This window comes from Pseudomonas sp. FW305-20, assembly GCF_058788075.1.
Window position 1 is genome coordinate 213,591 of sequence record NZ_JBYTAJ010000005.1, and the last position, 24,153, is coordinate 237,743.

Annotated in this window: 23 protein-coding genes and 4 tRNA genes; all 27 read right to left on the minus strand. The window is 54.7% G+C overall.

From position 1 onward, the window contains the following. Positions 1 to 10: 10 nt before the first annotated feature. The 27 genes from rplV to birA all read right to left on the minus strand — a co-directional run bounded on the left by rplV (position 11) and on the right by birA (position 23,990). Complete coding sequence (gene rplV / locus AC3WP4_RS06860; RefSeq protein WP_003103908.1) at positions 11 to 343, minus strand: 50S ribosomal protein L22; 333 nt, start codon at positions 341 to 343, stop codon at positions 11 to 13. Positions 344 to 356: 13 nt separating this feature from the next. Then, positions 357 to 632 carry a 30S ribosomal protein S19 gene (gene rpsS, locus AC3WP4_RS06865; RefSeq protein WP_002555486.1) on the minus strand — a complete coding sequence of 92 codons (276 nt, stop codon included), beginning with the start codon at positions 630 to 632 and terminating at the stop codon, positions 357 to 359. Between the two features lie 16 nt (positions 633 to 648). Further along, entirely contained in the window at positions 649 to 1,473 is an 825-nt protein-coding gene (gene rplB / locus AC3WP4_RS06870; protein WP_003176423.1) for a 50S ribosomal protein L2, read from the minus strand. 14 nt (positions 1,474 to 1,487) lie between these two features. Beyond that, positions 1,488 to 1,787, minus strand: a complete 300-nt coding sequence (rplW, locus tag AC3WP4_RS06875) for a 50S ribosomal protein L23 (RefSeq protein WP_002555488.1) — start codon at positions 1,785 to 1,787, stop codon at positions 1,488 to 1,490. Further along, positions 1,784 to 2,386 carry a 50S ribosomal protein L4 gene (gene rplD, locus AC3WP4_RS06880; protein ID WP_007896707.1) on the minus strand — a complete coding sequence of 201 codons (603 nt, stop codon included), beginning with the start codon at positions 2,384 to 2,386 and terminating at the stop codon, positions 1,784 to 1,786. The genes rplW and rplD overlap by 4 nt, the downstream gene beginning before the upstream one ends. 12 nt (positions 2,387 to 2,398) lie before the next feature. Then, positions 2,399 to 3,034, minus strand: coding sequence for a 50S ribosomal protein L3 (gene rplC, locus AC3WP4_RS06885; protein WP_003186059.1), 636 nt, complete (start codon positions 3,032 to 3,034; stop codon positions 2,399 to 2,401). Positions 3,035 to 3,114: 80 nt separating this feature from the next. Next, a complete protein-coding gene (gene rpsJ, locus AC3WP4_RS06890; RefSeq protein ID WP_003186070.1) occupies positions 3,115 to 3,426 on the minus strand; it encodes a 30S ribosomal protein S10 in 312 nt (103 codons plus the stop codon). 141 nt (positions 3,427 to 3,567) lie between these two features. Next, positions 3,568 to 4,761 carry an elongation factor Tu gene (gene tuf, locus AC3WP4_RS06895; protein WP_008145495.1) on the minus strand — a complete coding sequence of 398 codons (1,194 nt, stop codon included), beginning with the start codon at positions 4,759 to 4,761 and terminating at the stop codon, positions 3,568 to 3,570. Positions 4,762 to 4,792: 31 nt separating this feature from the next. Next, on the minus strand, positions 4,793 to 6,898 hold the full coding sequence (fusA, locus tag AC3WP4_RS06900) for an elongation factor G (RefSeq protein ID WP_074871335.1): 2,106 nt from the start codon (positions 6,896 to 6,898) through the stop codon (positions 4,793 to 4,795). A 30-nt stretch (positions 6,899 to 6,928) separates the two neighbouring features. After that, the gene (gene rpsG, locus AC3WP4_RS06905) at positions 6,929 to 7,399 is read right to left on the minus strand and encodes a 30S ribosomal protein S7 (RefSeq protein ID WP_002555493.1); all 471 of its coding nucleotides are present in this window, start codon (positions 7,397 to 7,399) and stop codon (positions 6,929 to 6,931) included. A gap of 118 nt (positions 7,400 to 7,517) precedes the next feature. After that, the gene (rpsL, locus tag AC3WP4_RS06910) at positions 7,518 to 7,889 is read right to left on the minus strand and encodes a 30S ribosomal protein S12 (RefSeq protein WP_002555494.1); all 372 of its coding nucleotides are present in this window, start codon (positions 7,887 to 7,889) and stop codon (positions 7,518 to 7,520) included. A gap of 216 nt (positions 7,890 to 8,105) precedes the next feature. Further along, positions 8,106 to 12,305, minus strand: coding sequence for a DNA-directed RNA polymerase subunit beta' (gene rpoC, locus AC3WP4_RS06915; protein WP_007896632.1), 4,200 nt, complete (start codon positions 12,303 to 12,305; stop codon positions 8,106 to 8,108). Between the two features lie 64 nt (positions 12,306 to 12,369). Continuing rightward, positions 12,370 to 16,443, minus strand: a complete 4,074-nt coding sequence (gene rpoB, locus AC3WP4_RS06920; protein WP_033059467.1) for a DNA-directed RNA polymerase subunit beta — start codon at positions 16,441 to 16,443, stop codon at positions 12,370 to 12,372. Between the two features lie 220 nt (positions 16,444 to 16,663). After that, positions 16,664 to 17,029 carry a 50S ribosomal protein L7/L12 gene (gene rplL, locus AC3WP4_RS06925; protein ID WP_008145490.1) on the minus strand — a complete coding sequence of 122 codons (366 nt, stop codon included), beginning with the start codon at positions 17,027 to 17,029 and terminating at the stop codon, positions 16,664 to 16,666. 80 nt (positions 17,030 to 17,109) lie between these two features. Next, on the minus strand, positions 17,110 to 17,610 hold the full coding sequence (rplJ, locus tag AC3WP4_RS06930; RefSeq protein ID WP_008145489.1) for a 50S ribosomal protein L10: 501 nt from the start codon (positions 17,608 to 17,610) through the stop codon (positions 17,110 to 17,112). A 198-nt stretch (positions 17,611 to 17,808) separates the two neighbouring features. Beyond that, positions 17,809 to 18,504: a 50S ribosomal protein L1 gene (gene rplA, locus AC3WP4_RS06935; RefSeq protein WP_007896626.1), complete on the minus strand. Its 696-nt coding sequence runs from the start codon at positions 18,502 to 18,504 to the stop codon at positions 17,809 to 17,811. Further along, positions 18,504 to 18,935, minus strand: a complete 432-nt coding sequence (gene rplK, locus AC3WP4_RS06940) for a 50S ribosomal protein L11 (protein WP_003210097.1) — start codon at positions 18,933 to 18,935, stop codon at positions 18,504 to 18,506. Before rplK ends, rplA begins: the two co-directional genes overlap by 1 nt. A 117-nt stretch (positions 18,936 to 19,052) precedes the next feature. Next, complete coding sequence (gene nusG, locus AC3WP4_RS06945; protein ID WP_007896622.1) at positions 19,053 to 19,586, minus strand: transcription termination/antitermination protein NusG; 534 nt, start codon at positions 19,584 to 19,586, stop codon at positions 19,053 to 19,055. Positions 19,587 to 19,595: 9 nt separating this feature from the next. Beyond that, positions 19,596 to 19,964, minus strand: coding sequence for a preprotein translocase subunit SecE (gene secE, locus AC3WP4_RS06950; RefSeq protein WP_008145488.1), 369 nt, complete (start codon positions 19,962 to 19,964; stop codon positions 19,596 to 19,598). A gap of 45 nt (positions 19,965 to 20,009) precedes the next feature. After that, a tRNA-Trp gene (locus tag AC3WP4_RS06955) sits at positions 20,010 to 20,085 on the minus strand. Positions 20,086 to 20,138: 53 nt separating this feature from the next. After that, complete coding sequence (gene tuf / locus AC3WP4_RS06960; RefSeq protein ID WP_007896619.1) at positions 20,139 to 21,332, minus strand: elongation factor Tu; 1,194 nt, start codon at positions 21,330 to 21,332, stop codon at positions 20,139 to 20,141. An 84-nt stretch (positions 21,333 to 21,416) separates the two neighbouring features. After that, positions 21,417 to 21,492, minus strand: a tRNA-Thr gene (locus AC3WP4_RS06965). A 26-nt stretch (positions 21,493 to 21,518) separates the two neighbouring features. After that, positions 21,519 to 21,592 (minus strand) — tRNA-Gly (locus AC3WP4_RS06970). Between the two features lie 24 nt (positions 21,593 to 21,616). Further along, a tRNA-Tyr gene (locus AC3WP4_RS06975) sits at positions 21,617 to 21,701 on the minus strand. Between the two features lie 142 nt (positions 21,702 to 21,843). Continuing rightward, positions 21,844 to 22,284 (minus strand): hypothetical protein, encoded by a 441-nt coding sequence (locus AC3WP4_RS06980; protein ID WP_074871339.1) that lies wholly within the window; start codon positions 22,282 to 22,284, stop codon positions 21,844 to 21,846. 7 nt (positions 22,285 to 22,291) lie between these two features. Beyond that, positions 22,292 to 23,041, minus strand: a complete 750-nt coding sequence (locus AC3WP4_RS06985; RefSeq protein WP_074871341.1) for a pantothenate kinase — start codon at positions 23,039 to 23,041, stop codon at positions 22,292 to 22,294. After that, a complete protein-coding gene (gene birA, locus AC3WP4_RS06990) occupies positions 23,031 to 23,990 on the minus strand; it encodes a bifunctional biotin--[acetyl-CoA-carboxylase] ligase/biotin operon repressor BirA (protein ID WP_074871342.1) in 960 nt (319 codons plus the stop codon). Before birA ends, AC3WP4_RS06985 begins: the two co-directional genes overlap by 11 nt. Positions 23,991 to 24,153 lie beyond the last annotated feature (163 nt).

Here is a 24,153-nt window from a genome sequence, read left to right on the forward strand (position 1 = left end):
TTCGACTCCGTTACTTGTCAGCAACCTTGACAGTGATATGGCAAGACCGCTTGACGATGCGATCAGCACGGCCTTTGGCACGTGGCATGATTCGCTTCAGCGAACGCCCTTCGTTGACGAAAACGGTGCTGACTTTAAGGTCATCAACGTCTGCGCCTTCGTTATGCTCGGCGTTGGCTACGGCCGACTCCAGCACTTTTTTCATGATCTCGGCGGCTTTCTTACTGCTGAAAGCCAACAGGTTGAGCGCTTCGCCCACCTTCTTCCCGCGGATCTGGTCGGCGACCAAGCGGGCTTTCTGGGCGGAGATTCGAGCGCCCGACAACTTAGCGGCTACTTCCATCGTTCCTTACCCCTTAACGCTTGGCTTTCTTGTCTGCCACGTGCCCACGATATGTGCGGGTACCGGCAAACTCGCCCAGTTTGTGGCCGACCATGTCTTCGTTCACGAGAACTGGAACATGTTGACGACCGTTATGCACTGCAATGGTCAAACCGACCATTTGTGGCAGGATCATCGAACGACGCGACCAGGTCTTAACTGGTTTGCGATCGTTCTTTTCCGCCGCCACTTCGATCTTCTTCAGTAGGTGAAGATCAATAAAAGGACCTTTTTTCAGAGAACGTGGCACTGTCGTATCCCTCTATTTACTTGCGACGACGGACGATCATTTTGTCGGTACGCTTATTACCACGAGTCTTCGCGCCCTTAGTCGGGAAGCCCCATGGCGATACCGGATGACGACCACCAGAGGTACGACCTTCACCACCACCATGTGGGTGGTCAACCGGGTTCATGGCAACACCACGAACGGTTGGGCGAACGCCACGCCAGCGTTTGGCACCAGCTTTACCCAGCGAACGCAGGCTGTGCTCGGAGTTCGAGACTTCGCCCAAGGTCGCGCGGCATTCAGCCAGCACTTTACGCATCTCACCAGAACGCAGACGCAGGGTCACGTAGACACCTTCACGAGCGATCAGCTGAGCCGAAGCACCAGCGGAACGAGCGATTTGCGCGCCTTTACCTGGCTTCAATTCGATGCCGTGTACGGTGCTACCAACTGGAATGTTACGCAGTTGCAGAGCGTTGCCCGGCTTGATCGGCGCCAGAGCACCTGCGATCAGCTGGTCGCCAGCACTCACGCCTTTAGGGGCGATGATGTAGCGACGCTCGCCATCTGCGTACAGCAGCAGAGCGATGTGAGCAGTACGGTTTGGATCGTATTCAATACGCTCGACAGTGGCAGAGATGCCATCTTTGTCGTTGCGACGGAAATCGACCAGACGATAATGCTGCTTATGGCCACCACCGATGTGACGAGTGGTAATGCGACCATTGTTGTTACGACCACCAGTCTTCGATTTTTTCTCGAGCAGCGGTGCGTGAGGAGCGCCTTTATGCAGCTCCTGGTTGACCACCTTGACCACAAAACGGCGGCCAGGGGAAGTCGGTTTGCATTTAACGATTGCCATGATGCACCCCTTCCTTACTCAGCACTGCTGCTGAAATCGAGATCTTGGCCTGGCTGAAGGGAGATAACTGCCTTCTTCCAGTCATTACGCTTGCCCAGACCGCGAGCAGTGCGCTTGCTCTTACCCAGAACATTCAGGGTAGTAACACGCTCTACTTTCACGCTGAACAGGCTTTCGACGGCCTTCTTGATTTCCAGCTTGGTTGCGTCAGTTGCAACCTTGAAAACGAACTGGCCTTTCTTGTCAGCCAGAACCGTAGCCTTCTCGGAAACGTGCGGGCCAAGCAGAACTTTAAATACGCGTTCCTGGTTCATCCCAGCAGCTCCTCGAATTTCTTCACGGCCGACACGGTGATCAACACCTTGTCGTATGCGATCAGACTAACTGGATCGGAACCTTGCACGTCACGTACATCAACGTGTGGCAGGTTACGAGCAGCCAGGTACAGGTTCTGATCAACCACTTCAGACACGATCAAGACGTCAGTCAGGCCCATGCCGGTCAGTTTGTTCAGCAGATCTTTGGTCTTCGGTGCATCAACAGCGAAGTCCTGAACCACAACCAGACGATCAGTACGCACCAGCTCAGCAAGGATGGAACGCATTGCTGCGCGATACATCTTCTTGTTCAGCTTCTGGGTGTGATCCTGAGGACGAGCTGCGAAAGTGGTACCGCCGCCACGCCAGATTGGGCTACGGATAGTACCGGCACGAGCACGGCCAGTACCTTTCTGACGCCATGGGCGCTTACCGCCACCACGAACGTCGGAACGGGTCTTTTGCTGCTTGCTACCTTGACGGCCGCCGGCCATGTAGGCCACGACTGCTTGGTGAACCAGCGTCTCGTTGAATTCGCCGCCAAATGTCAGTTCGGAAACTTCGATCGCTTGAGCGTCATTTACATTTAATTGCATGTCAGCTTCCCCTTAACCGCGAGCCTTGGCTGCTGGACGTACAACCAAGTTGCCGCCAGTAGCGCCAGGAACAGCGCCCTTGACCAACAACAGATTGCGTTCAGCGTCCACGCGCACTACTTCGAGGGACTGCACGGTCACGCGCTCAGCGCCCATATGACCGGACATTTTTTTGCCCTTGAATACACGACCAGGAGTCTGGCACTGGCCGATAGAGCCTGGAACGCGGTGGGATACGGAGTTACCGTGGGTATTATCTTGCCCGCGGAAATTCCAACGCTTGATCGTACCCTGGAAGCCTTTACCTTTGGACTGACCGGTTACATCAACCAGTTGACCAGCAGCGAAGATTTCAGCGTTGATCAGATCGCCGGCCTGGTACTCGCCTTCTTCAAGACGGAATTCCATTACGGTACGACCAGCGGCAACGTTCGCTTTAGCGAAGTGGCCAGCTTGAGCAGCTGTAACACGCGAAGCACGACGCTCGCCTACAGTGACTTGCACTGCACGATAGCCATCGGTCTCTTCAGTTTTGAACTGGGTGACGCGATTCGGTTCGATCTCAATGACCGTGACCGGAATGGAGACACCTTCTTCGGTGAAAATACGGGTCATACCGCATTTACGACCGACTACACCAATAGTCATGTTGTAAACCTCATGAGTGTACGGGGCTTTCACCCGCTATGGCCGCCCATTTCAGAGCGTTACACGACTAAGACCGAGTCTTAGCCGAGGCTGATCTGCACTTCCACACCGGCCGCAAGATCAAGCTTCATAAGAGCATCAACGGTTTTATCCGTTGGCTGGACGATGTCCAGAACGCGCTTATGAGTACGGATCTCATACTGGTCACGCGCGTCTTTGTTGACGTGCGGGGAGACCAGAACGGTGAACCGCTCTTTACGGGTAGGCAGTGGAATTGGACCACGCACTTGAGCACCAGTACGTTTCGCGGTTTCCACGATTTCCTGGGTGGATTGGTCGATCAGGCGATGGTCAAAAGCCTTCAACCTGATACGGATTTGCTGATTTTGCATTGGATTTCAGACTCCGGCTGCTATTCCCACCGAGCGCAATACGCCCGTTAAAAGGAGGCGCAATTCTATAGACGGGCTACTACAGTGTCAACCCAATAAAAAAGCCCCCGCTAGGCGGGGGCTTTTTCAAGTCATCACTTATTAAGCGATGATTTTGGCTACGACGCCAGCGCCGACGGTACGACCGCCTTCACGAATAGCGAAACGCAGACCATCTTCCATTGCGATGGTTTTGATCAGGGTGACAACCATTTTGATGTTGTCGCCTGGCATTACCATTTCAACGCCTTCCGGCAGTTCGCAGTTACCGGTCACGTCAGTGGTCCGGAAGTAGAACTGTGGACGGTAGCCTTTGAAGAACGGAGTGTGGCGACCGCCTTCTTCTTTGCTCAACACGTACACTTCGGCTTCGAAGGTAGTGTGCGGCTTAACCGAACCTGGCTTGACCAGAACCTGGCCACGCTCAACGTCGTCACGCTTGGTGCCGCGCAGCAGCACGCCGCAGTTCTCGCCAGCACGACCTTCGTCGAGCAGCTTACGGAACATTTCAACACCGGTGCAGGTGGTGACGGTAGTGTCACGCAGACCAACGATTTCCAGTGGATCCTGAACCTTGACGATACCGCGCTCGATACGGCCAGTTACAACAGTACCGCGACCGGAGATCGAGAATACGTCTTCGATTGGCATCAGGAACGGCTTGTCGATAACACGGACTGGATCTGGAATGTAGCTGTCCAGAGTCTCAACCAGTTTACGAACGGCAGTGGTGCCCATTTCGTTGTCGTCTTGGCCGTTCAGAGCCATCAGAGCCGAACCAATGATGATCGGAGTGTCGTCACCTGGGAAGTCGTAAGTGCTCAGCAGATCGCGCACTTCCATCTCAACCAGTTCCAGCAGCTCAGCGTCGTCAACCATGTCAGCCTTGTTCAGGAAGACAACGATGTACGGAACGCCAACCTGACGAGACAGCAGGATGTGCTCACGGGTTTGTGGCATCGGACCATCAGCGGCCGAGCAAACCAGGATCGCGCCGTCCATCTGAGCAGCACCGGTGATCATGTTCTTCACATAGTCAGCGTGACCTGGGCAGTCAACGTGAGCGTAGTGACGGATCAGCGAGTTGTATTCAACGTGCGCGGTGTTGATGGTGATACCACGAGCCTTCTCTTCTGGAGCGCTGTCGATTTTATCGAAAGCAACAACAGCCGAACCGAAAACTTCGGAGCAGACACGAGTCAGAGCAGCGGTCAGCGTGGTTTTACCGTGGTCGACGTGACCGATGGTGCCAACGTTGACGTGCGGGAGGGTACGGTCAAATTTTTCTTTAGCCACGACAATTAACTCCTAGCCTAAAGGGGCTGAATCAGCCTTGTTTTTTGGTTACGGTTTCGACGATGTGCGACGGAGCCGTATTGTATTTTTTGAATTCCATAGAGTAGCTTGCGCGACCTTGGGACATGGAGCGTACGTCGGTTGCGTAACCGAACATCTCACCCAGCGGAACTTCGGCGCGAATCACTTTGCCGGAGACCGTGTCTTCCATACCCAGGATCATGCCGCGACGACGGTTAAGGTCGCCCATCACGTCACCCATATAGTCTTCAGGCGTAACAACCTCTACCGCCATGATCGGCTCAAGCAACTCACCACCGCCCTTCTGGGCCAGTTGCTTGGTCGCCATGGAAGCAGCCACCTTAAACGCCATCTCGTTGGAGTCGACGTCGTGGTAGGAACCATCAAACACGGTAGCCTTCAGGCCGATCAGCGGATAGCCGGCTACAACGCCGTTCTTCATCTGCTCTTCGATACCCTTCTGGATAGCCGGGATGTATTCCTTAGGAACCACACCACCCACTACTTCGTTCAGGAATTGCAGACCTTCCTGACCTTCGTCAGCAGGAGCAAAACGAATCCAGCAGTGACCGAACTGGCCACGACCGCCGGACTGGCGAACGAACTTGCCTTCAATTTCGCAGCTCTTCGTGATGCGCTCACGGTACGAAACTTGAGGCTTACCGATGTTGGCTTCGACGTTGAACTCACGGCGCATCCGGTCAACCAGGATGTCCAGGTGCAACTCGCCCATGCCGGAGATGATCGTTTGACCAGTCTCTTCATCAGTCTTGACGCGGAAAGACGGGTCTTCCTGAGCAAGTTTGCCCAGAGCGATACCCATTTTTTCCTGGTCGTCCTTGGTCTTAGGCTCTACGGCAACCGAAATAACCGGCTCCGGGAAGTCCATGCGAACCAGGATGATTGGCTTGTCAGCGTTGCACAAAGTTTCGCCAGTGGTGACGTCCTTCATGCCGATCAAGGCCGCGATGTCACCAGCGCGTACTTCCTTGATTTCTTCACGGGCGTTTGCGTGCATTTGCACCATACGACCCACGCGCTCTTTCTTGCCTTTAACCGAGTTGATCACGCCGTCGCCGGAGGCCAACACGCCCGAGTAAACTCGAACGAAGGTCAAGGTACCCACGAATGGGTCGGTAGCGATCTTGAACGCCAGAGCCGAGAACGGCTCGCTGTCGTCTGCGTGACGCTCCATTTCCTTGGTCTCGTCATCCGGGTCAGTACCCTTGATGGCAGGAATGTCGGTAGGAGCCGGCAGGTAGTCGATAACGGCGTCGAGAACCAGGGGAACACCCTTGTTCTTGAAGGAAGAACCACAAACAGCCAGAACGATCTCACCAGCGATAGTACGCTGACGCAGAGCGGCCTTGATTTCCACGTTGGTGAGTTCTTCACCTTCGAGATACTTGTTCATCAGCTCTTCGCTGGCTTCGGCCGCAGCCTCAACCATGTTGCCGCGCCATTCGTCAGCCAGTTCCTGCAGCTCAGCAGGGATTGGCTTGCGAACTGGAACCATGCCTTTGTCAGAGTCATTCCAGTAAACAGCTTCCATGGCGATCAGATCGATCTGACCCTGGAAGTTATCTTCGGAACCGATAGCCAACTGAATTGGCACCGGAGTGTGACCCAGACGCTGCTTGATCTGACCGATCACGCGCAGGAAGTTTGCACCAGCACGGTCCATCTTGTTTACGTAAACAAGACGTGGAACGCCGTATTTGTTGGCTTGACGCCATACGGTTTCCGACTGAGGCTCAACACCCGAGGTACCGCAGAACACAACGACCGCGCCATCGAGTACACGCAGGGAACGCTCAACTTCAATAGTGAAGTCAACGTGGCCCGGGGTATCAATAACGTTGAAGCGGTATTGGTCCTTGTGCTGCTTCTCGGAACCCTGCCAGAAGGCGGTAATAGCAGCAGAAGTAATGGTAATACCACGCTCCTGCTCCTGCACCATCCAGTCTGTGGTCGCGGCGCCGTCATGCACCTCGCCCATTTTGTGACTTTTGCCAGTGTAAAAAAGGACGCGCTCGGTGGTGGTGGTTTTACCAGCATCCACGTGAGCAACGATACCAATGTTACGGTAGCGGTTAATCGGTGTAGTACGAGCCATAAAGCCCTCGCAAAATTAGTGACGCTAAAATTAGAAGCGGTAGTGCGAGAAAGCTTTGTTAGCTTCAGCCATACGGTGCACGTCTTCACGCTTCTTAACTGCAGCACCTTTACCTTCGGCAGCGTCCAACAGTTCGCCAGCCAAACGCAGAGCCATAGACTTCTCGCCGCGCTTGCGGGCGAAGTCTACCAACCAGCGCATTGCCAGGGCGTTACGACGGGACGGACGAACTTCAACCGGAACCTGGTAAGTAGCACCGCCTACACGGCGCGACTTTACTTCGACCAGCGGAGCGATGGCGTCGAGAGCTTTCTCGAAGATTTCCAGGGGGTCGCTGTTCTTGCGTTCTTTAACCTTCTCCAGCGCGCCATAAACGATACGCTCGGCAACGGCTTTCTTGCCGCTTTCCATTACGTGGTTCATGAACTTGGCCAGGATTTGGCTTCCGTATTTTGGATCGTCAAGCACTTCGCGCTTGGCTGCTACGCGTCTTCTTGGCATGGATAAGCCCTCAAACGGTCTTCAGGTTCGCTCGGAATCGGTGCCCTTTCGGGACGCCTCCGACCTTACTCTTATCGACTCAGAAAAATAGAAAATCAGTTTTTACAAAAAGCCGTTACTACTTAGGCTTCTTGGTACCGTACTTCGAGCGACCCTGGTTACGACCTTTAACGCCGGAAGTATCCAAAGAACCGCGTACGGTGTGGTAACGAACACCTGGCAAGTCTTTTACACGACCGCCGCGGATCAGTACCACGCTGTGCTCTTGCAGGTTGTGGCCTTCACCGCCGATGTACGAGGAAACCTCGAAACCGTTGGTCAGACGCACACGGCATACTTTACGCAGTGCCGAGTTAGGTTTTTTCGGCGTGGTGGTATACACACGGGTGCATACGCCACGACGTTGCGGGCAGTTCTGCAGCGCAGGCACGTCGGATTTCTCGACGATACGCTTACGCGGCTGACGTACCAGCTGGTTGATAGTTGCCATCTACTAGCTCCACTGTTGTCTTGCGACGCTATTGTCTTGCAAGAAAAGCAAAATGGCAGGAACGAATTCCCGCCAAATTTAGGGGTACAAGAGTCTAAAGAGGATCTTGCCCCCAGTCAAGGCAAGGCCCCGACCTCCCCGCTCATCCAACCTCGACAAATTGTCTCGATTCGATGAACGGAATGGCCAGGGCCTTACGCTCATTTACCGCAGAACTCAGTTACCGCTCGAGTTCAGCGCTTCGGTCAGTGCAGCTTCCACTTCACTGGCGCTTACGCGCAACGGTTTGTCAGCATCACGGCGGCGCTTGCGCTCGCTGTGATAAGCCAGACCGGTACCAGCCGGGATCAGACGACCCACGACCACGTTTTCTTTCAGGCCGCGCAAGTAATCGCGCTTGCCGGTTACCGCCGCCTCGGTCAGTACGCGAGTGGTTTCCTGGAAGGAAGCCGCCGAGATGAACGATTCGGTGGACAACGACGCCTTGGTGATACCCAACAGCACACGAGTGAACTTGGAAACGAATTTCTCGTCGCCAGCCAGACGCTCGTTCTCTACCAGTACGTGAGTCAATTCCATCTGGTCGCCCTTGATGAAACTGGAATCGCCGGATTCAGCGATTTCAACTTTACGCAGCATCTGACGCAGGATGGTCTCGATGTGCTTGTCGTTGATCTTCACGCCTTGCAGACGATAAACGTCCTGGATCTCGTTCACGATGTACTTGGCCAGCGCACTCACACCCAGCAGACGCAGGATGTCGTGTGGATCGCTCGGGCCGTCGGAGATAACTTCGCCGCGGTTTACCTGTTCGCCTTCGAAGACGTTCAGGTGACGCCACTTCGGAATCAGCTCTTCGTACGGATCGCTACCGTCGTTCGGGGTAATGACCAGACGGCGCTTGCCTTTGGTCTCTTTACCGAACGCGATGGTGCCGCTGACTTCAGCCAGAATCGAGGCTTCTTTCGGACGACGGGCTTCGAACAAGTCGGCAACACGCGGCAGACCACCGGTGATGTCACGGGTCTTCGAAGTCTCTTGCGGAATACGAGCGATAACATCACCGATCGCGATTTTCGCACCGTCCGCTACACCGACCAGGGCGTTAGCAGGCAGGAAGTACTGAGCAATTACGTCGGTACCCGGCAGCAAGAGATCCTTGCCGTTGTCATCAACCATCTTCACAGCAGGACGGATATCTTTACCGGCAGCTGGACGGTCTTTGGCGTCGAGTACTTCAATGTTGGTCATACCGGTCAATTCGTCAGTCTGACGCTTGATCGTGATGCCTTCTTCCATGCCCACGTAGGTCACGGTACCTTTCATTTCGGTAACGATTGGGTGAGTGTGCGGATCCCACTTGGCCACGATTGCGCCAGCGTCGACCTTGTCACCTTCTTTAACCGAAATCACAGCACCGTACGGCAGCTTGTAACGCTCGCGCTCACGACCGAAGTCATCAGCGATCGCCAGCTCACCGGAACGGGACACAGCAACCAGGCAACCATCCACTCGCTCAACATGCTTCAGGTTATGCAGACGGACGGTACCGCCATTCTTCACCTGAACGCTGTCGGCTGCGGAGGTCCGGCTTGCCGCACCACCGATGTGGAACGTACGCATGGTCAGCTGGGTACCCGGCTCACCGATGGACTGGGCAGCGATAACGCCGACCGCTTCACCGATGTTCACCTGGTGACCACGAGCCAAGTCACGGCCGTAGCACTTGGCACAAATGCCGTAGCGGGTTTCGCAGCTGATCGGCGAACGCACGATCACTTCGTCGATGCTGTTCAGCTCGATGAACTCGACCCACTTCTCGTCTACCAGCGTGCCGGCAGGAACGATGATTTCTTCGGTACCTGGCTTGAACACGTCACGGGCAATAACACGACCCAATACGCGCTCACCCAGCGGCTCAACAACGTCACCGCCTTCAATGTGCGGAGTCATTACCAAACCATGTTCGGTGCCGCAATCGATCTCGGTCACAACCAGATCCTGCGCCACGTCTACCAGACGACGAGTCAGGTAACCGGAGTTCGCAGTTTTCAACGCGGTATCCGCCAAACCTTTACGAGCACCGTGAGTGGAGATGAAGTACTGAAGTACGCTCAAACCTTCACGGAAGTTCGCAGTAATCGGCGTTTCAATGATGGAACCGTCCGGCTTGGCCATCAGGCCACGCATACCGGCGAGCTGACGGATCTGCGCAGCAGAACCCCGTGCGCCCGAGTCGGCCATCATGTACATCGAGTTGAAGGACTCCTGGTCGACTTCGACGCCATGACGGTCGATGACTTTCTCTTTCGAGAGGTTGGCCATCATCGCCTTGGAAACTTCGTCGTTCGCCTTGGACCAAAGGTCGATCACTTTGTTGTACTTCTCGCCCTGGGTTACCAGGCCGGAGGCGTACTGACTTTCGATCTCTTTCACTTCGTCGGTAGCAGCACCGATGATGCGGGCTTTTTCATCCGGGATAACGAAGTCGTTAACACCGATGGAAACGCCGGAAATGGTCGAATAGGCAAAACCGGTGTACATCAACTGGTCAGCGAAGATCACGGTCTCTTTCAAACCAACCACGCGGTAGCACTGGTTGATCAGCTTGGAGATCGCCTTTTTCTTCATCGGCTGGTTGACGACGTCGTACGACAGGCCAGGTGGAACAACCTGGAACAACAGCGCACGGCCGACAGTGGTGTCGACGATACGGGTGTTCTTGACGCTGCCACCATCACGATCGTTGACGGTTTCGTTGATCCGCACTTTGACCTTGGCGTGCAGTGCGGCTTCGCCGGCACGGAACACACGGTCAACTTCTTGCAGATCCGCGAACACACGACCTTCGCCCTTGGCGTTGATCGCTTCACGAGTCATGTAGTACAGACCCAATACAACGTCCTGCGACGGAACGATGATTGGCTCACCGTTGGCTGGCGACAGAATGTTGTTGGTCGACATCATCAACGCACGCGCTTCCAACTGGGCTTCCAGTGTCAGCGGTACGTGCACGGCCATTTGGTCGCCGTCGAAGTCGGCGTTGTACGCAGCACAGACCAGTGGGTGCAGCTGGATAGCCTTACCTTCGATCAGTACCGGTTCAAACGCCTGGATACCCAGACGGTGAAGGGTCGGTGCACGGTTGAGAAGAACCGGGTGTTCGCGAATCACTTCAGCGAGAACGTCCCATACCTCTGGCAGTTCGCGCTCGACCATCTTCTTGGCAGCTTTGATGGTGGTAGCAAGACCACGCATTTCCAGCTTGCCGAAAATGAACGGCTTGAACAGCTCGAGAGCCATCTTCTTCGGCAGACCGCACTGGTGCAGACGCAGGGTCGGACCTACGGTAATTACCGAACGACCGGAGTAGTCAACACGCTTACCGAGCAAGTTCTGACGGAAACGACCCTGCTTACCCTTGATCATGTCAGCCAGGGATTTCAGAGGTCGCTTGTTGGAACCAGTGATAGCGCGGCCACGACGACCGTTGTCGAGCAGTGCATCGACGGCCTCCTGCAACATACGCTTTTCGTTGCGCACAATGATGTCCGGAGCGGACAGATCGAGCAGACGCTTCAAACGGTTGTTACGGTTGATCACTCGACGATACAGATCGTTGAGGTCGGAAGTCGCGAAACGACCGCCATCCAGCGGGACCAGTGGACGCAGATCTGGCGGCAGAACCGGCAGAACGGTCAGCACCATCCATTCTGGAAGGTTGCCGGAACCCTGGAAGGCTTCCATCAACTTCAGACGCTTGGACAGCTTCTTGATTTTGGTTTCGGAGTTGGTTTGCGGAATTTCTTCACGCAGGCGGCCAATCTCGTGCTCCAGGTCGATAGCGTGCAGCAGCTCACGGACAGCTTCGGCACCCATGCGGGCATCGAAATCGTCGCCGAACTCTTCCAGCGCTTCGAAGTACTGCTCATCATTGAGCAGCTGACCTTTTTCAAGGGTGGTCATGCCTGGATCGATAACGACATAGCTCTCGAAGTAGAGAACGCGTTCGATATCACGCAGGGTCATGTCCATCAGCAAGCCGATACGCGACGGCAGCGACTTCAGGAACCAGATGTGGGCAACCGGGGAAGCCAGTTCAATGTGCGCCATGCGCTCACGACGAACTTTGGCCAGCGCGACTTCAACGCCGCACTTCTCGCAGATCACACCGCGGTGCTTCAAGCGCTTGTACTTACCGCACAGGCACTCGTAATCCTTTACCGGGCCAAAGATCTTGGCGCAGAACAGGCCGTCACGCTCAGGTTTGAACGTACGGTAGTTGATGGTTTCCGGCTTTTTAACTTCACCGAACGACCACGAACGGATCATCTCAGGCGATGCCAATCCAATACGGATGGCGTCGAACTCTTCGACTTGACCCTGGTTTTTCAGCAAATTCAGTAGGTCTTTCAAGGCCTTTCCTCCTGGCGGAGCAGAGAGCGGGCAATCCTGCCCCGCTCTCGATTCGCGTCACGTGTTATTCGGTTTCCAGATCGATATCGATGCCGAGGGAACGAATTTCCTTGATCAACACGTTGAAAGACTCGGGCATGCCCGGCTCCATACGGTGATCGCCATCCACGATGTTTTTGTACATCTTGGTACGGCCGTTCACATCGTCCGACTTCACTGTGAGCATTTCTTGCAGAGTGTAAGCAGCACCGTATGCTTCCAGTGCCCAGACCTCCATCTCCCCGAAACGCTGACCACCGAACTGCGCCTTACCACCCAGCGGCTGCTGGGTAACCAGGCTGTACGAACCGGTAGAACGAGCGTGCATCTTGTCGTCTACCAAGTGGTTCAGCTTCAGCATGTACATGTAGCCAACAGTAACCGGGCGCTCGAACTTGTTGCCGGTACGGCCGTCGGTCAGCTGCATCTGGCCGCTTTCTGGCAGGTCTGCCAGTTTCAGCATGGCCTTGATTTCGCTTTCCTTGGCGCCGTCGAACACTGGAGTGGCCATTGGAACGCCGCCACGCAGGTTCTTCGCCAGGTCCAGGATTTCCTGGTCGGAGAAGCTATCCAGATCTTCGTTACGACCGCCGATCTGGTTGTAGATCTCGTCGAGGAATTTACGAAGCTCAGCGACTTTGCGCTGCTCTTCGATCATCCGGTTGATCTTCTCGCCCAGACCTTTGGCCGCGAGGCCCAGGTGGGTTTCAAGGATCTGACCAACGTTCATACGCGAAGGTACGCCCAACGGGTTGAGGACGACGTCGACCGGGGTGCCATTGGCATCGTGCGGCATGTCTTCAACCGGCATGATCACGGAGACCACACCTTTGTTACCGTGACGACCGGCCATCTTGTCGCCCGGCTGGATGCGGCGACGGATTGCCAGGTAAACCTTGACGATTTTCAGCACGCCTGGAGCCAGGTCATCGCCCTGCTGCAGTTTGCGCTTCTTGTCTTCGAACTTGTCGTCCAGCAGACGGCGGCGATCAACGATGTAGGCCTGAGCCTTCTCGAGCTGCTCGTTCAGAGCATCTTCAGCCATGCGCAGTTTGAACCACTGACCATGCTCAAGACCGTCGAGAATTTCGTCGGTGATGTCCTGACCTTTCTTCAGACCAGCGCCGCCTTCGGCTTTGTGGCCGACCAGAGCGGAACGCAGACGTTCGAAAGTGGCGCCTTCAACGATACGGAACTCTTCGTTCAGATCCTTGCGGATCTCGTCGAGTTGAGTCTTCTCGATCGACAGTGCACGCGCATCACGCTCAACGCCGTCGCGGGTGAAGACTTGTACGTCGATGACGGTACCCTTGGTGCCGGTAGGCACGCGCAGGGAGGTGTCTTTAACGTCGCTGGCTTTTTCACCGAAGATGGCACGCAGCAGTTTTTCTTCCGGAGTCAGTTGGGTCTCGCCTTTCGGAGTGACCTTGCCTACCAGGATGTCGCCTGCGCCAACTTCAGCACCTACGTAAACGATACCGGCTTCGTCCAGCTTGTTCAGTGCAGCTTCACCCACGTTCGGGATGTCCGCAGTGATTTCCTCTGGCCCAAGCTTGGTGTCACGTGCCACACAGGTCAGTTCCTGAATGTGGATCGTGGTAAAGCGGTCTTCTTGAACAACTCGTTCCGACAGGCAGATGGAGTCTTCGAAGTTGTAACCGTTCCAGGCCATGAACGCGATGCGCATGTTCTGACCCAGCGCCAGCTCACCCATGTCGGTGGACGGGCCGTCAGCCATGATGTCGCTACGCTGAACCCGATCACCTTTACGCACCAGCGGACGCTGGTTGATGCAGGTGTTCTGGTTGGAGCGGGTGTATTTGGTCAGGTTGTAGATGTCGACACCAGCTTCACCGGTTTCAACTTCATCATCAGCAACACGAACCACGATACGGCTGGCGTCGACGGAATCGATAACGCCACCACGACGAGCCACGACGCAAACGCCGGAGTCACGAGCTACGTTACGCTCCATGCCAGTACCGACCAGCGGCTTGTCAGCGCGCAGGGTTGGTACAGCTTGACGCTGCATGTTCGAACCCATCAACGCACGGTTGGCGTCATCGTGCTCGAGGAACGGGATCAGCGACGCTGCAACCGAAACTACCTGCTTCGGCGAAACGTCCATCAAGGTGACGTCTTCCGGCGCCTTAACGGTGAACTCGTTCAAGTGACGAACAGCTACCAGCTCGTCGATCAGCATTTTCTTGTCGTTCATCGTCGCCGAAGCCTGAGCGATCACGTGATCAGCTTCTTCGATGGCGGACAGGAACACGATCTCGTCGGTGACCAGAGCGTCTTTCACCACACGGTACGGGCTTTCGAGGAAGCCGTACTGGTTGGTGCGCGCATAAGCGGCCAGGGAGTTGATCAGACCGATGTTCGGACCTTCCGGCGTTTCAATCGGGCATACACGACCGTAGTGAGTCGGGTGTACGTCACGCACTTCAAAGCCAGCACGCTCACGAGTCAAACCGCCAGGGCCGAGTGCAGAAACACGACGCTTGTGGGTGATCTCGGACAGCGGGTTGTTCTGGTCCATGAACTGGGAAAGCTGGCTGGAACCGAAGAACTCTTTCACCGCCGCAGCCACTGGCTTGGCGTTGATCAGGTCTTGCGGCATCAGGCCTTCGCTTTCAGCCATCGACAGACGCTCTTTGACCGCACGCTCAACACGTACCAGGCCAACGCGGAACTGGTTCTCGGCCATTTCGCCTACGCAGCGAACACGACGGTTACCCAGGTGGTCGATGTCATCGACGATGCCTTTACCGTTACGGATGTCGACCAGAGTCTTCAGCACCGCAACGATGTCTTCTTTGCACAACACGCCCGAACCTTCGATCTCGGTACGACCGATACGACGGTTGAACTTCATCCGGCCGACCGCAGACAGGTCATAGCGCTCAGGACTGAAGAACAGGTTGTTGAACAGAGTTTCGGCAGCGTCTTTGGTTGGCGGCTCGCCTGGACGCATCATGCGATAGATCTCGACCAGCGCTTCCAATTGGTTGCTGGTGGAGTCGATCTTCAGAGTGTCGGAGACGAACGGACCGCAGTCGATATCGTTGGTGTACAGAGTTTCGATGCGAACAACCTGGGACTTGGCGATTTTAGCCAGGATCTCGGTGTTCAGCTCGGTGTTGCACTCTGCCAGGATTTCGCCGGTTGCCGGATGCACGATGGCCTTGGCGGTAGTGCGACCCAGGACGTAGTCCAGAGGCACTTCCAGGGTCTTGAGACCGGCTTTTTCGATCTGGTTGATGTGGCGCGCAGTAATACGGCGACCAGCCTCAACGATGACCTTGCCCTTCTCGTCCTGAATATCAAGTACAGCGATTTCACCACGCAGACGCGAAGCAATCAGTTCCAGACTGAGGGTTTCGCCGCTCAGGTGGAAAACGTTGGTGGTGTAGAACGCGTCGAGCACTTCTTCAGTGGTATAGCCGAGCGCGCGCAGCAGTACCGATGCAGGCAGCTTGCGACGACGGTCGATACGCACGAATACGCAGTCTTTCGGGTCGAACTCGAAGTCCAGCCACGAACCGCGGTAAGGAATGATACGCGCCGAGTACAACAGTTTGCCGGAGCTGTGCGTCTTGCCACGGTCGTGGTCGAAGAACACGCCCGGGGAACGGTGCAGCTGGGAAACGATTACACGCTCGGTACCGTTGATTACAAAGGTACCGTTCTCAGTCATCAGGGGGATTTCACCCATGTAGACTTCTTGCTCTTTGATGTCCTTGATCGCTTTGTTCGACGATTCTTTGTCGAAAATGATCAGGCGCACTTTTACCCGCAAAGGTACGGCGTAAGTTACACCGCGCAATACGCATTCTTTGACATCAAATGCCGGTTCGCCCAGGCGATAACCGACGTACTCCAGCGCAGCATTGCCGGAGTAGCTGATGATCGGGAAAACGGATTTGAAGGCCGCATGCAGGCCCACGTCGCGGAACTGATCTTTAGTCGCTCCCGCTTGCAAGAATTCACGATACGAATCCAGCTGGATGGCCAGGAGGTACGGCACATCCATGACGTCCGGCAACTTGCTAAAGTCCTTGCGGATACGTTTTTTCTCAGTATATGAGTAAGCCATCAGCGTTCCCCAGCTTGGTCACCTGCTTGTTTGGCCCCTCCCGACGGGAGCAGCCAGAAAATCGTGCAAACCCCATGGTTTGCGCCACCGCATCGGGTGGTTACAGCTCGTTATCAGCACCGACCCAGTCGGCTGCCAATAACGGAAAAAGGCCGGTGGCAAGAGCCACCAGCCATCAGCCTTTCGCTTAACGCTCGGGCTGGAGACGCAAAGTCGATGCTTACTTCAGCTCGACTTTAGCGCCTGCTTCTTCCAGAGTGGCTTTTGCTTTGTCAGCTGCGTCTTTCGAAACAGCTTCCAGAACAACGCCAGGAGCGCCGTCAACTACAGCCTTGGCTTCTTTCAGGCCCAGACCGGTCAGTTCACGTACTGCCTTGATCACGTTAACTTTCTTCTCGCCAGCTTCCAGCAGCATGACGTTGAATTCAGTTTGTTCTTCAACAACGGCAGCGACAGCAGCTGGACCAGCGGAAGCAGCGGCAGCGGAAACGCCGAACTTCTCTTCCATGGCCTTGATCAGCTCAACGATTTCCAGAACGGATTTTTCGCCGATTGCTTCGATGATTTGGTCGTTAGTCAGAGACATGACTATAAATTCCTGTATTGGGGTGACAGCCTACGCGGCCATCGAAATAAACAATAAACGCTGAAAGGAGTCGCTCAGCCTTAGGCTGCGGCAGCTTCTTTCTGGTCGCGAAGAGCCGCCAGAGTACGAGCCAATTTGCTGGTTGCGCCTTGAATCACGCTCATCAGCTGAGAAATTGCTTCGTCACGGGTCGGCAGGCTTGCCAGTACGTCGATCTGATTAGCTGCGAGGAACTTGCCCTCGAACGCAGCTGCCTTGATCTCGAACTTATCCTGACCTTTTGCGAACTCTTTGAAGATACGAGCAGCAGCGCCCGGATGATCTTTGGAGAATGCAATCAAGGTCGGGCCGGTGAACACGTCGTTGAGCACGTCATATTGAGTGCCAGCAACGGCGCGCTTGAGCAGAGTGTTACGTACAACACGTACGTAAACACCAGCTTCACGAGCCTCTTTACGGAGTCCGGTCATAGCGCCTACTGTTACGCCGCGGGCATCAGCCACGACAGCGGACAGAGCAACTTGGGCAGCCTTGTTGACTTCAGCGACGATGGCCTTCTTGTCTTCAAGTTTAATTGCCACGGGAAAAACTCCTGCTTGTTACCGTTTCATCCAACCGAGGCCAGATGTCGTTTTGGTGTCTGATTCGGTAAGGAACCGGGAGCACCATCTGCGTAGGCTTGAGGTTTAAGACTTGCGTCGCCTACGGTCTTGGATAGCCCCCGCCAGGCAGGGACCCCAATCTTTCAATTGGCGCAATCGCTTGCGCCAACCTGTGTCTTACGCGTCGAGCGAACCTTGGTCGATGACCAGGCCTGGACCCATGGTGGTGCTCAGGGTAACGCGCTTGACGTAAATACCTTTCGAGGAAGCTGGCTTGATACGCTTCAGATCAGCGATCAGGGCTTCAACGTTTTCCTTCAGCTTGACGGCGTCGAAACCGACTTTGCCAACGGAGGTGTGGATGATGCCGTTTTTGTCGGTGCGATAACGAACCTGACCAGCCTTGGCGTTTTTAACCGCGGTAGCTACGTCTGGCGTTACGGTGCCGACTTTAGGGTTAGGCATCAGGCCACGTGGGCCCAGGATCTGACCCAACTGACCAACAACGCGCATTGCATCCGGGGATGCGATAACTACGTCATAGTTCAGGTCGCCGCCTTTCATTTCGGCAGCCAGATCGTCCATACCTACACGGTCAGCGCCGGCAGCCAGAGCGGCCTCAGCAGCTGGACCCTGGGTGAACACAGCAACGCGAACGGTCTTGCCAGTGCCGTGTGGCAGCACAGTAGCGCTACGAACGACCTGGTCGGATTTACGCGGGTCAACACCCAGGTTTACAGCAACGTCAAACGACTCGCTGAACTTGACGGTCGACAGCTCAGCCAGCAGAGCGGCAGCGTCTACAAAGTTGTAGGACTTGCCTGCTTCGATTTTGCCGGCGATAGCCTTTTGACGCTTGGTCAACTTAGCCATTACACACCCTCCACGTTAAGGCCCATGCTACGAGCAGAACCGGCGATAGTACGCACGGCCGCGTCCATATCAGCTGCAGTCAGATCCGCGTTTTTGGTTTTCGCGATTTCTTCCAGCTGAGCACGGGTAACGGTGCCAACCTTAACGGTGTTCGGACGAGCGGAACCGCTAGTCAGACCAGCAGCTTTCTTCAGCAGAACCGAAGCAGGTGTGGATTTGGTTTCGAAAGTGAAGCTACGGTCGCTGTAGACAGTGATGATCACTGGAGTCGGCAGACCTGGCTCAATACCCTGAGTACGGGCGTTGAAAGCCTTGCAGAATTCCATGATATTCACGCCGTGCTGACCCAGAGCAGGACCAACAGGTGGGCTTGGGTTAGCCTGAGCGGCCTTCACTTGCAGCTTGATGTAAGCGGTAATCTTCTTGGCCATGAGGCACTCCAATTACGGGTTCGAACGCCTCGAAAGGCTCCCCGGTTACTTGCGCGTTTATCCCAGTGACGACAAAACCCCACAGCCTAGGGCTGCGGGGTTGGGATGCTTGCTCAGCTAGACCTTTTCGACCTGGCTGAACTCTAGCTCTACCGGAGTAGAGCGACCGAAAATGAGCACTGCCACTTGGATCCGGCTCTTCTCGTAGTTAACTTCTTCGACCGTGCCAGTAAAGTCGGCAAACGGACCATCATTGACACGTACCGACTCGCCTGGCTCGAACAATGTCTTCGGCTTCGGCTTGTCACTACCATCAGCGACGCGACGCAGAATCGCTTCTGCCTCTTTATCTGTGATAGGCGCAGGCTTATCAGCTGTACCGCCGATAAAACCCATCACCCGAGGAGTATCCTTGACCAAGTGCCAAGTACCCTCATTCATGTCCATCTGAACCAGCACATAACCCGGAAAGAATTTGCGCTCGCTTTTGCGTTTCTGGCCATTACGCATTTCAACCACTTCTTCAGTGGGAACCAGAATTTCGCCGAAGCCATCTTCCATGCCAGCCAGCTTTACGCGCTCTACCAACGAGCGCATGACATGCTTCTCGTAACCGGAGTAAGCATGCACAACGTACCAACGCTTAGCCACGGGACACCCTTAGCCGACAATCAAGGAAACAAGCCAGCCGAGCAGGGAATCTAGCCCCCACAACAGCAACGCCATAACCAGAACAACAGCCACAACGATCAACGTGGTCTGCGTGGTTTCTTGGCGAGTTGGCCATACGACTTTACGAATCTCGGTGCGAGCTTCCTTAACCAGTACAAAGAAAGACTTGCCCTTGACTGTCTGCAAGCCTACAAAGGCAGCTACAGCAGCAATGGCGAGCAAAGCTAGTACGCGGTACAGGATCGGCGAAGCAGAGTAATACTGATTGCCAACAACGCCAACAACCACCAAAGCAACTACTACTAGCCACTTGAGCAGATCGAAGCGAGAGCCTTGAGCTTCAGCTTTAGGAGTCATCTATGAAGATCCTGTGAAAAGAAAGCCAGACACACCAAGTGAATCTGGCAGGTCAGGAGGGAATCGAACCCCCAACCTACGGTTTTGGAGACCGTCGCTCTGCCAATTGAGCTACTGACCTAAAACAAAATCAGGCCGACCATTATGCCGGCCCGAAAAAGACATTACAACAACTTACTCGATGACTTTAGCTACGACACCAGCACCGACGGTACGACCGCCTTCACGGATAGCGAAGCGAAGCCCATCTTCCATCGCGATGGTTTTGATCAGGGTAACGGTCATCTGAACGTTATCACCCGGCATCACCATTTCAACGCCTTCTGGCAATTCGCAGTTACCAGTTACATCCGTGGTACGGAAGTAGAACTGTGGACGGTAACCCTTGAAGAACGGCGTATGACGACCGCCTTCTTCCTTGCTCAGAACGTAAACCTCTGCAGTGAACTTGGTATGCGGCTTGACAGTGCCCGGCTTGACCAGAACCTGGCCACGCTCAACATCATCACGCTTGGTACCACGCAGCAACACGCCGCAGTTCTCGCCAGCACGACCTTCGTCGAGCAGCTTGCGAAACATCTCAACACCAGTACAAGTAGTTTTGACAGTGTCACGAAGACCAACAATCTCAACTTCTTCCTGAATGCGAACAATGCCACGCTCAACACGACCAGTCACAACAGTACCGCGACCGGAGATCGAGAAAACGTCCTCGATCGGCATCAGGAACGGCTTATCAATAGCACGCTCAGGCTGCGGAATATAGCTATCCAGAGTCTCGACCAACTTCTTGACGGCAGTAGTGCCCATCTCGTTGTCGTCTTGACCATTCAGCGCCATCAGCGCCGAACCAATGATGATCGGAGTATCATCACCCGGAAAATCGTAAGTGCTCAGCAGATCGCGCACTTCCATCTCGACCAACTCCAGCAGCTCGGCATCATCGACCATGTCAGCCTTGTTCAGGAAGACAACGATGTACGGAACGCCAACCTGACGGGACAGAAGGATGTGCTCACGGGTTTGAGGCATCGGGCCATCAGCGGCCGAGCAAACCAGAATCGCACCATCCATCTGAGCAGCACCGGTAATCATGTTTTTTACGTAGTCAGCGTGACCTGGACAGTCAACGTGCGCGTAGTGACGCACAGCCGAATCGTACTCAACGTGAGCGGTGTTGATGGTAATACCACGAGCTTTTTCTTCAGGGGCGCTATCGATCTTGTCGAAGTCAACCTTTGCCGAACCGAAAACTTCGGAGCAGACGCGAGTCAAAGCAGCAGTCAGAGTGGTTTTACCGTGATCGACGTGACCAATGGTACCAACGTTGACGTGAGGCTTATTACGTTCGAACTTTTCCTTAGCCATCAAAATCACCCCTAGGAGAAGAATTGAGCAGGTCAAACAAGCCATTAAAACAAAGGCAGATATTTTCATATCTGCCTTGTTATATGGAGCTCTTGAGCGGATTTGAACCGCTGACCTCACCCTTACCAAGGGTGTGCTCTACCAACTGAGCTACAAGAGCGTAACGCTACGCAGGATCTGCAAACTTGGAGCGGGTAGCGGGAATCGAACCCGCATCATCAGCTTGGAAGGCTGAGGTTCTACCACTAAACTATACCCGCGGAGCTTGCAGCTCTCGCTAAAAATGGTGGAGGGGGAAGGATTCGAACCTTCGAAGTCGTAGACGTCAGATTTACAGTCTGATCCCTTTGGCCGCTCGGGAACCCCTCCTAAGCGAGCCGGCATTCTATATCATGCCAGCCTTCTGTCAAGCATTTTCTCATTAAAAACCTGAGGTTAGCTGCATTGACGTCACTTTGCGATGTTAACCAGTAAAGGTCTTCACTGCGAAGCGGGCGCCATTCTATGCAAACTATTCGGCGGGTGCAACCCCCTCACACGGCATTATTTTATGTTTTAACTCATTGAATTCTCTAGAAAGGTTCTTCAACTGCGAGTCATCCAGCCAACGTCGGCTTTCTGGTGCCACACGTACCCAATAACCATCAGACCCAGCTGGAGCCCTCAGCAAGGATTCAAACTTGATTTCCATGCCACTCAATCGTCGCTCAACCGCCTGCGCCGCTTCCTGACGAGCAAAACCGCCCAGATAGAGACAGCCATCGTCTGCCGGGGCAGACTTTCCTTTATCCCGAGCCGCGTCAGTTGTCTCGCTCAACAAGCGAATATCCTGCTGCGACCCCCGATATAAACTCAAAGGGGTTACATCCTTCGCACGCAAAGGAGCCTCTTGTTGGTGCCAGACGTAATAGAACACATTCAGAACAAGCAGCAGAAGAAACAACCAACGCATAAAAACCTCACGACAAGGGACACGCCATAGCCAAACCTACAAACACAAGATCAGGAACCACCCGGGCCTGAGGCACGATGCCGGAAACCAGGCCTGCATCTCCTCCAGTGAGAAAAACAGAATAATCGCTCCCCCAATAGCTACGCGCCAACTCTAGCTGCGTCAGGACAAAGCCCCTCAGCATCAACGAGCATCCCCGCTCGACCGCTTCGACAGTTGTCCGACCAGGAACGAGACTTTCCAAAGCGCGCTCAGCTGCCAGATCGTCATATCGAATTCTGCGCGTGTGGGTACGCAACTGGTTTCGCATCAGAGGCATTCCTGGGCATATAAAACCTCCAAGGTGCTCTCCATCCCTAGAGATGAAGTCCGCAGTAACAGCCGTGCCAAAATCAAGCACAAGGCACGCACCGGAAGCCAACTGGAACCCCCCAAGCATCGCCAGCCAACGGTCGAGCCCTAACCGATCGAACTCCTCATAACCATTACGAACGCCGGCCATTTCGCGGGATGGCGCAGCACACATCACCGACACACCAAAAGCCTCTGTCAGCCGAGAAATCAGCGCACTGGTTTCTTCGGTAGTCCTCACACTAACCAACCGGCAAAACTTGAGAGCGAGCCCCTCAAGTGCTTTCAATCCCTCCAACAAAGCGAGATCAGAATCAACAACACCCTCGCCAACCACCCGCCGAACATCCGCGTCGAGCACACGCCATTTGATAAAACTGTTTCCGCAGTCGAGCTCAAGAATCATCACGCAACCTCAGACTGAGCTCACCACCACTAAAGACCTTTTCCACACCACCCACCCTCAAGCGCAGAGCACCTTGACCATCAATACCCAGCACTTCGCCATCTATATGGTTAACACCTGCAATCAATGACACGGCTCGTCCTTGCCAGAGATGATTTTGCTCCCACTCTGCCTGGATAGCTGAAAATCCGTCGAGTTGATGACGAGACAGATATGTCTGGAGCATCGCGCCCAACTTCCCGACCAGGTGATTCCGATCAAACACCTTGCCCGACTCTAGCCGCATCGACGTCCACTGCTGATCTACCTCATCGGTAATTTGCATGTTCACATTAATTCCCACACCTAGCACAACGTGGCACACATCAGCAGGATCTCCCACCAGCTCGAGCAATATCCCGGCAATCTTCTTCTGACCAACCAAAACATCGTTGGGCCACTTCAAGCCAGCGCCCGAAATACCGAGCTCACGCAAGGCCTGCATGACGGCGAGTCCAACAACTAGACTCAAGCCTTCCAGCTGACGCATTCCACCTTCAATACGCAGCACGAGGCTGTAATAGATATTTTCCGCAAATGGACTTGCCCATTTACGTCCACGCCGCCCACGACCAGCAGTTTGCCGCTCAGCAAGCACCAGAAAGGGCGCCGTCTGGCCCCGCTCGATAGCGCGCAAAGCCTCGGCATTAGTGGAGTCAATTGAATCGAAAACAAGGATGGGCCACTCGCAAGAAGGCGCCTGCTCTTTTATCTCGACAGGATCAAGCAGCGTCAATGGCGCAGCCAGTTGATAGCCGCGCCCCCGCACTTTATGAATGGATAATCCCAGCTCAGCCTCTAGATGCTGAAGCTGCTTCCAAACGGCACTACGACTGACACCCAAGGCGGCACCCAAGGCCTGACCCGAATGGAATCGACCATCTTTAAGAAGCTTTAACAATGTCAGCATGCAAGTCTCGCCTCACAATGAGGTCCGCATGATAGCCATGCTCCGCGCCATTGCATAGAAACCCTACTGAGCAGTTTTCTGCGGACAAAACAAAACCCCTACCTGCATACGCAGATAGGGGTTTCGGAATTTAATCTTGACGATGACCTACTCTCACATGGGG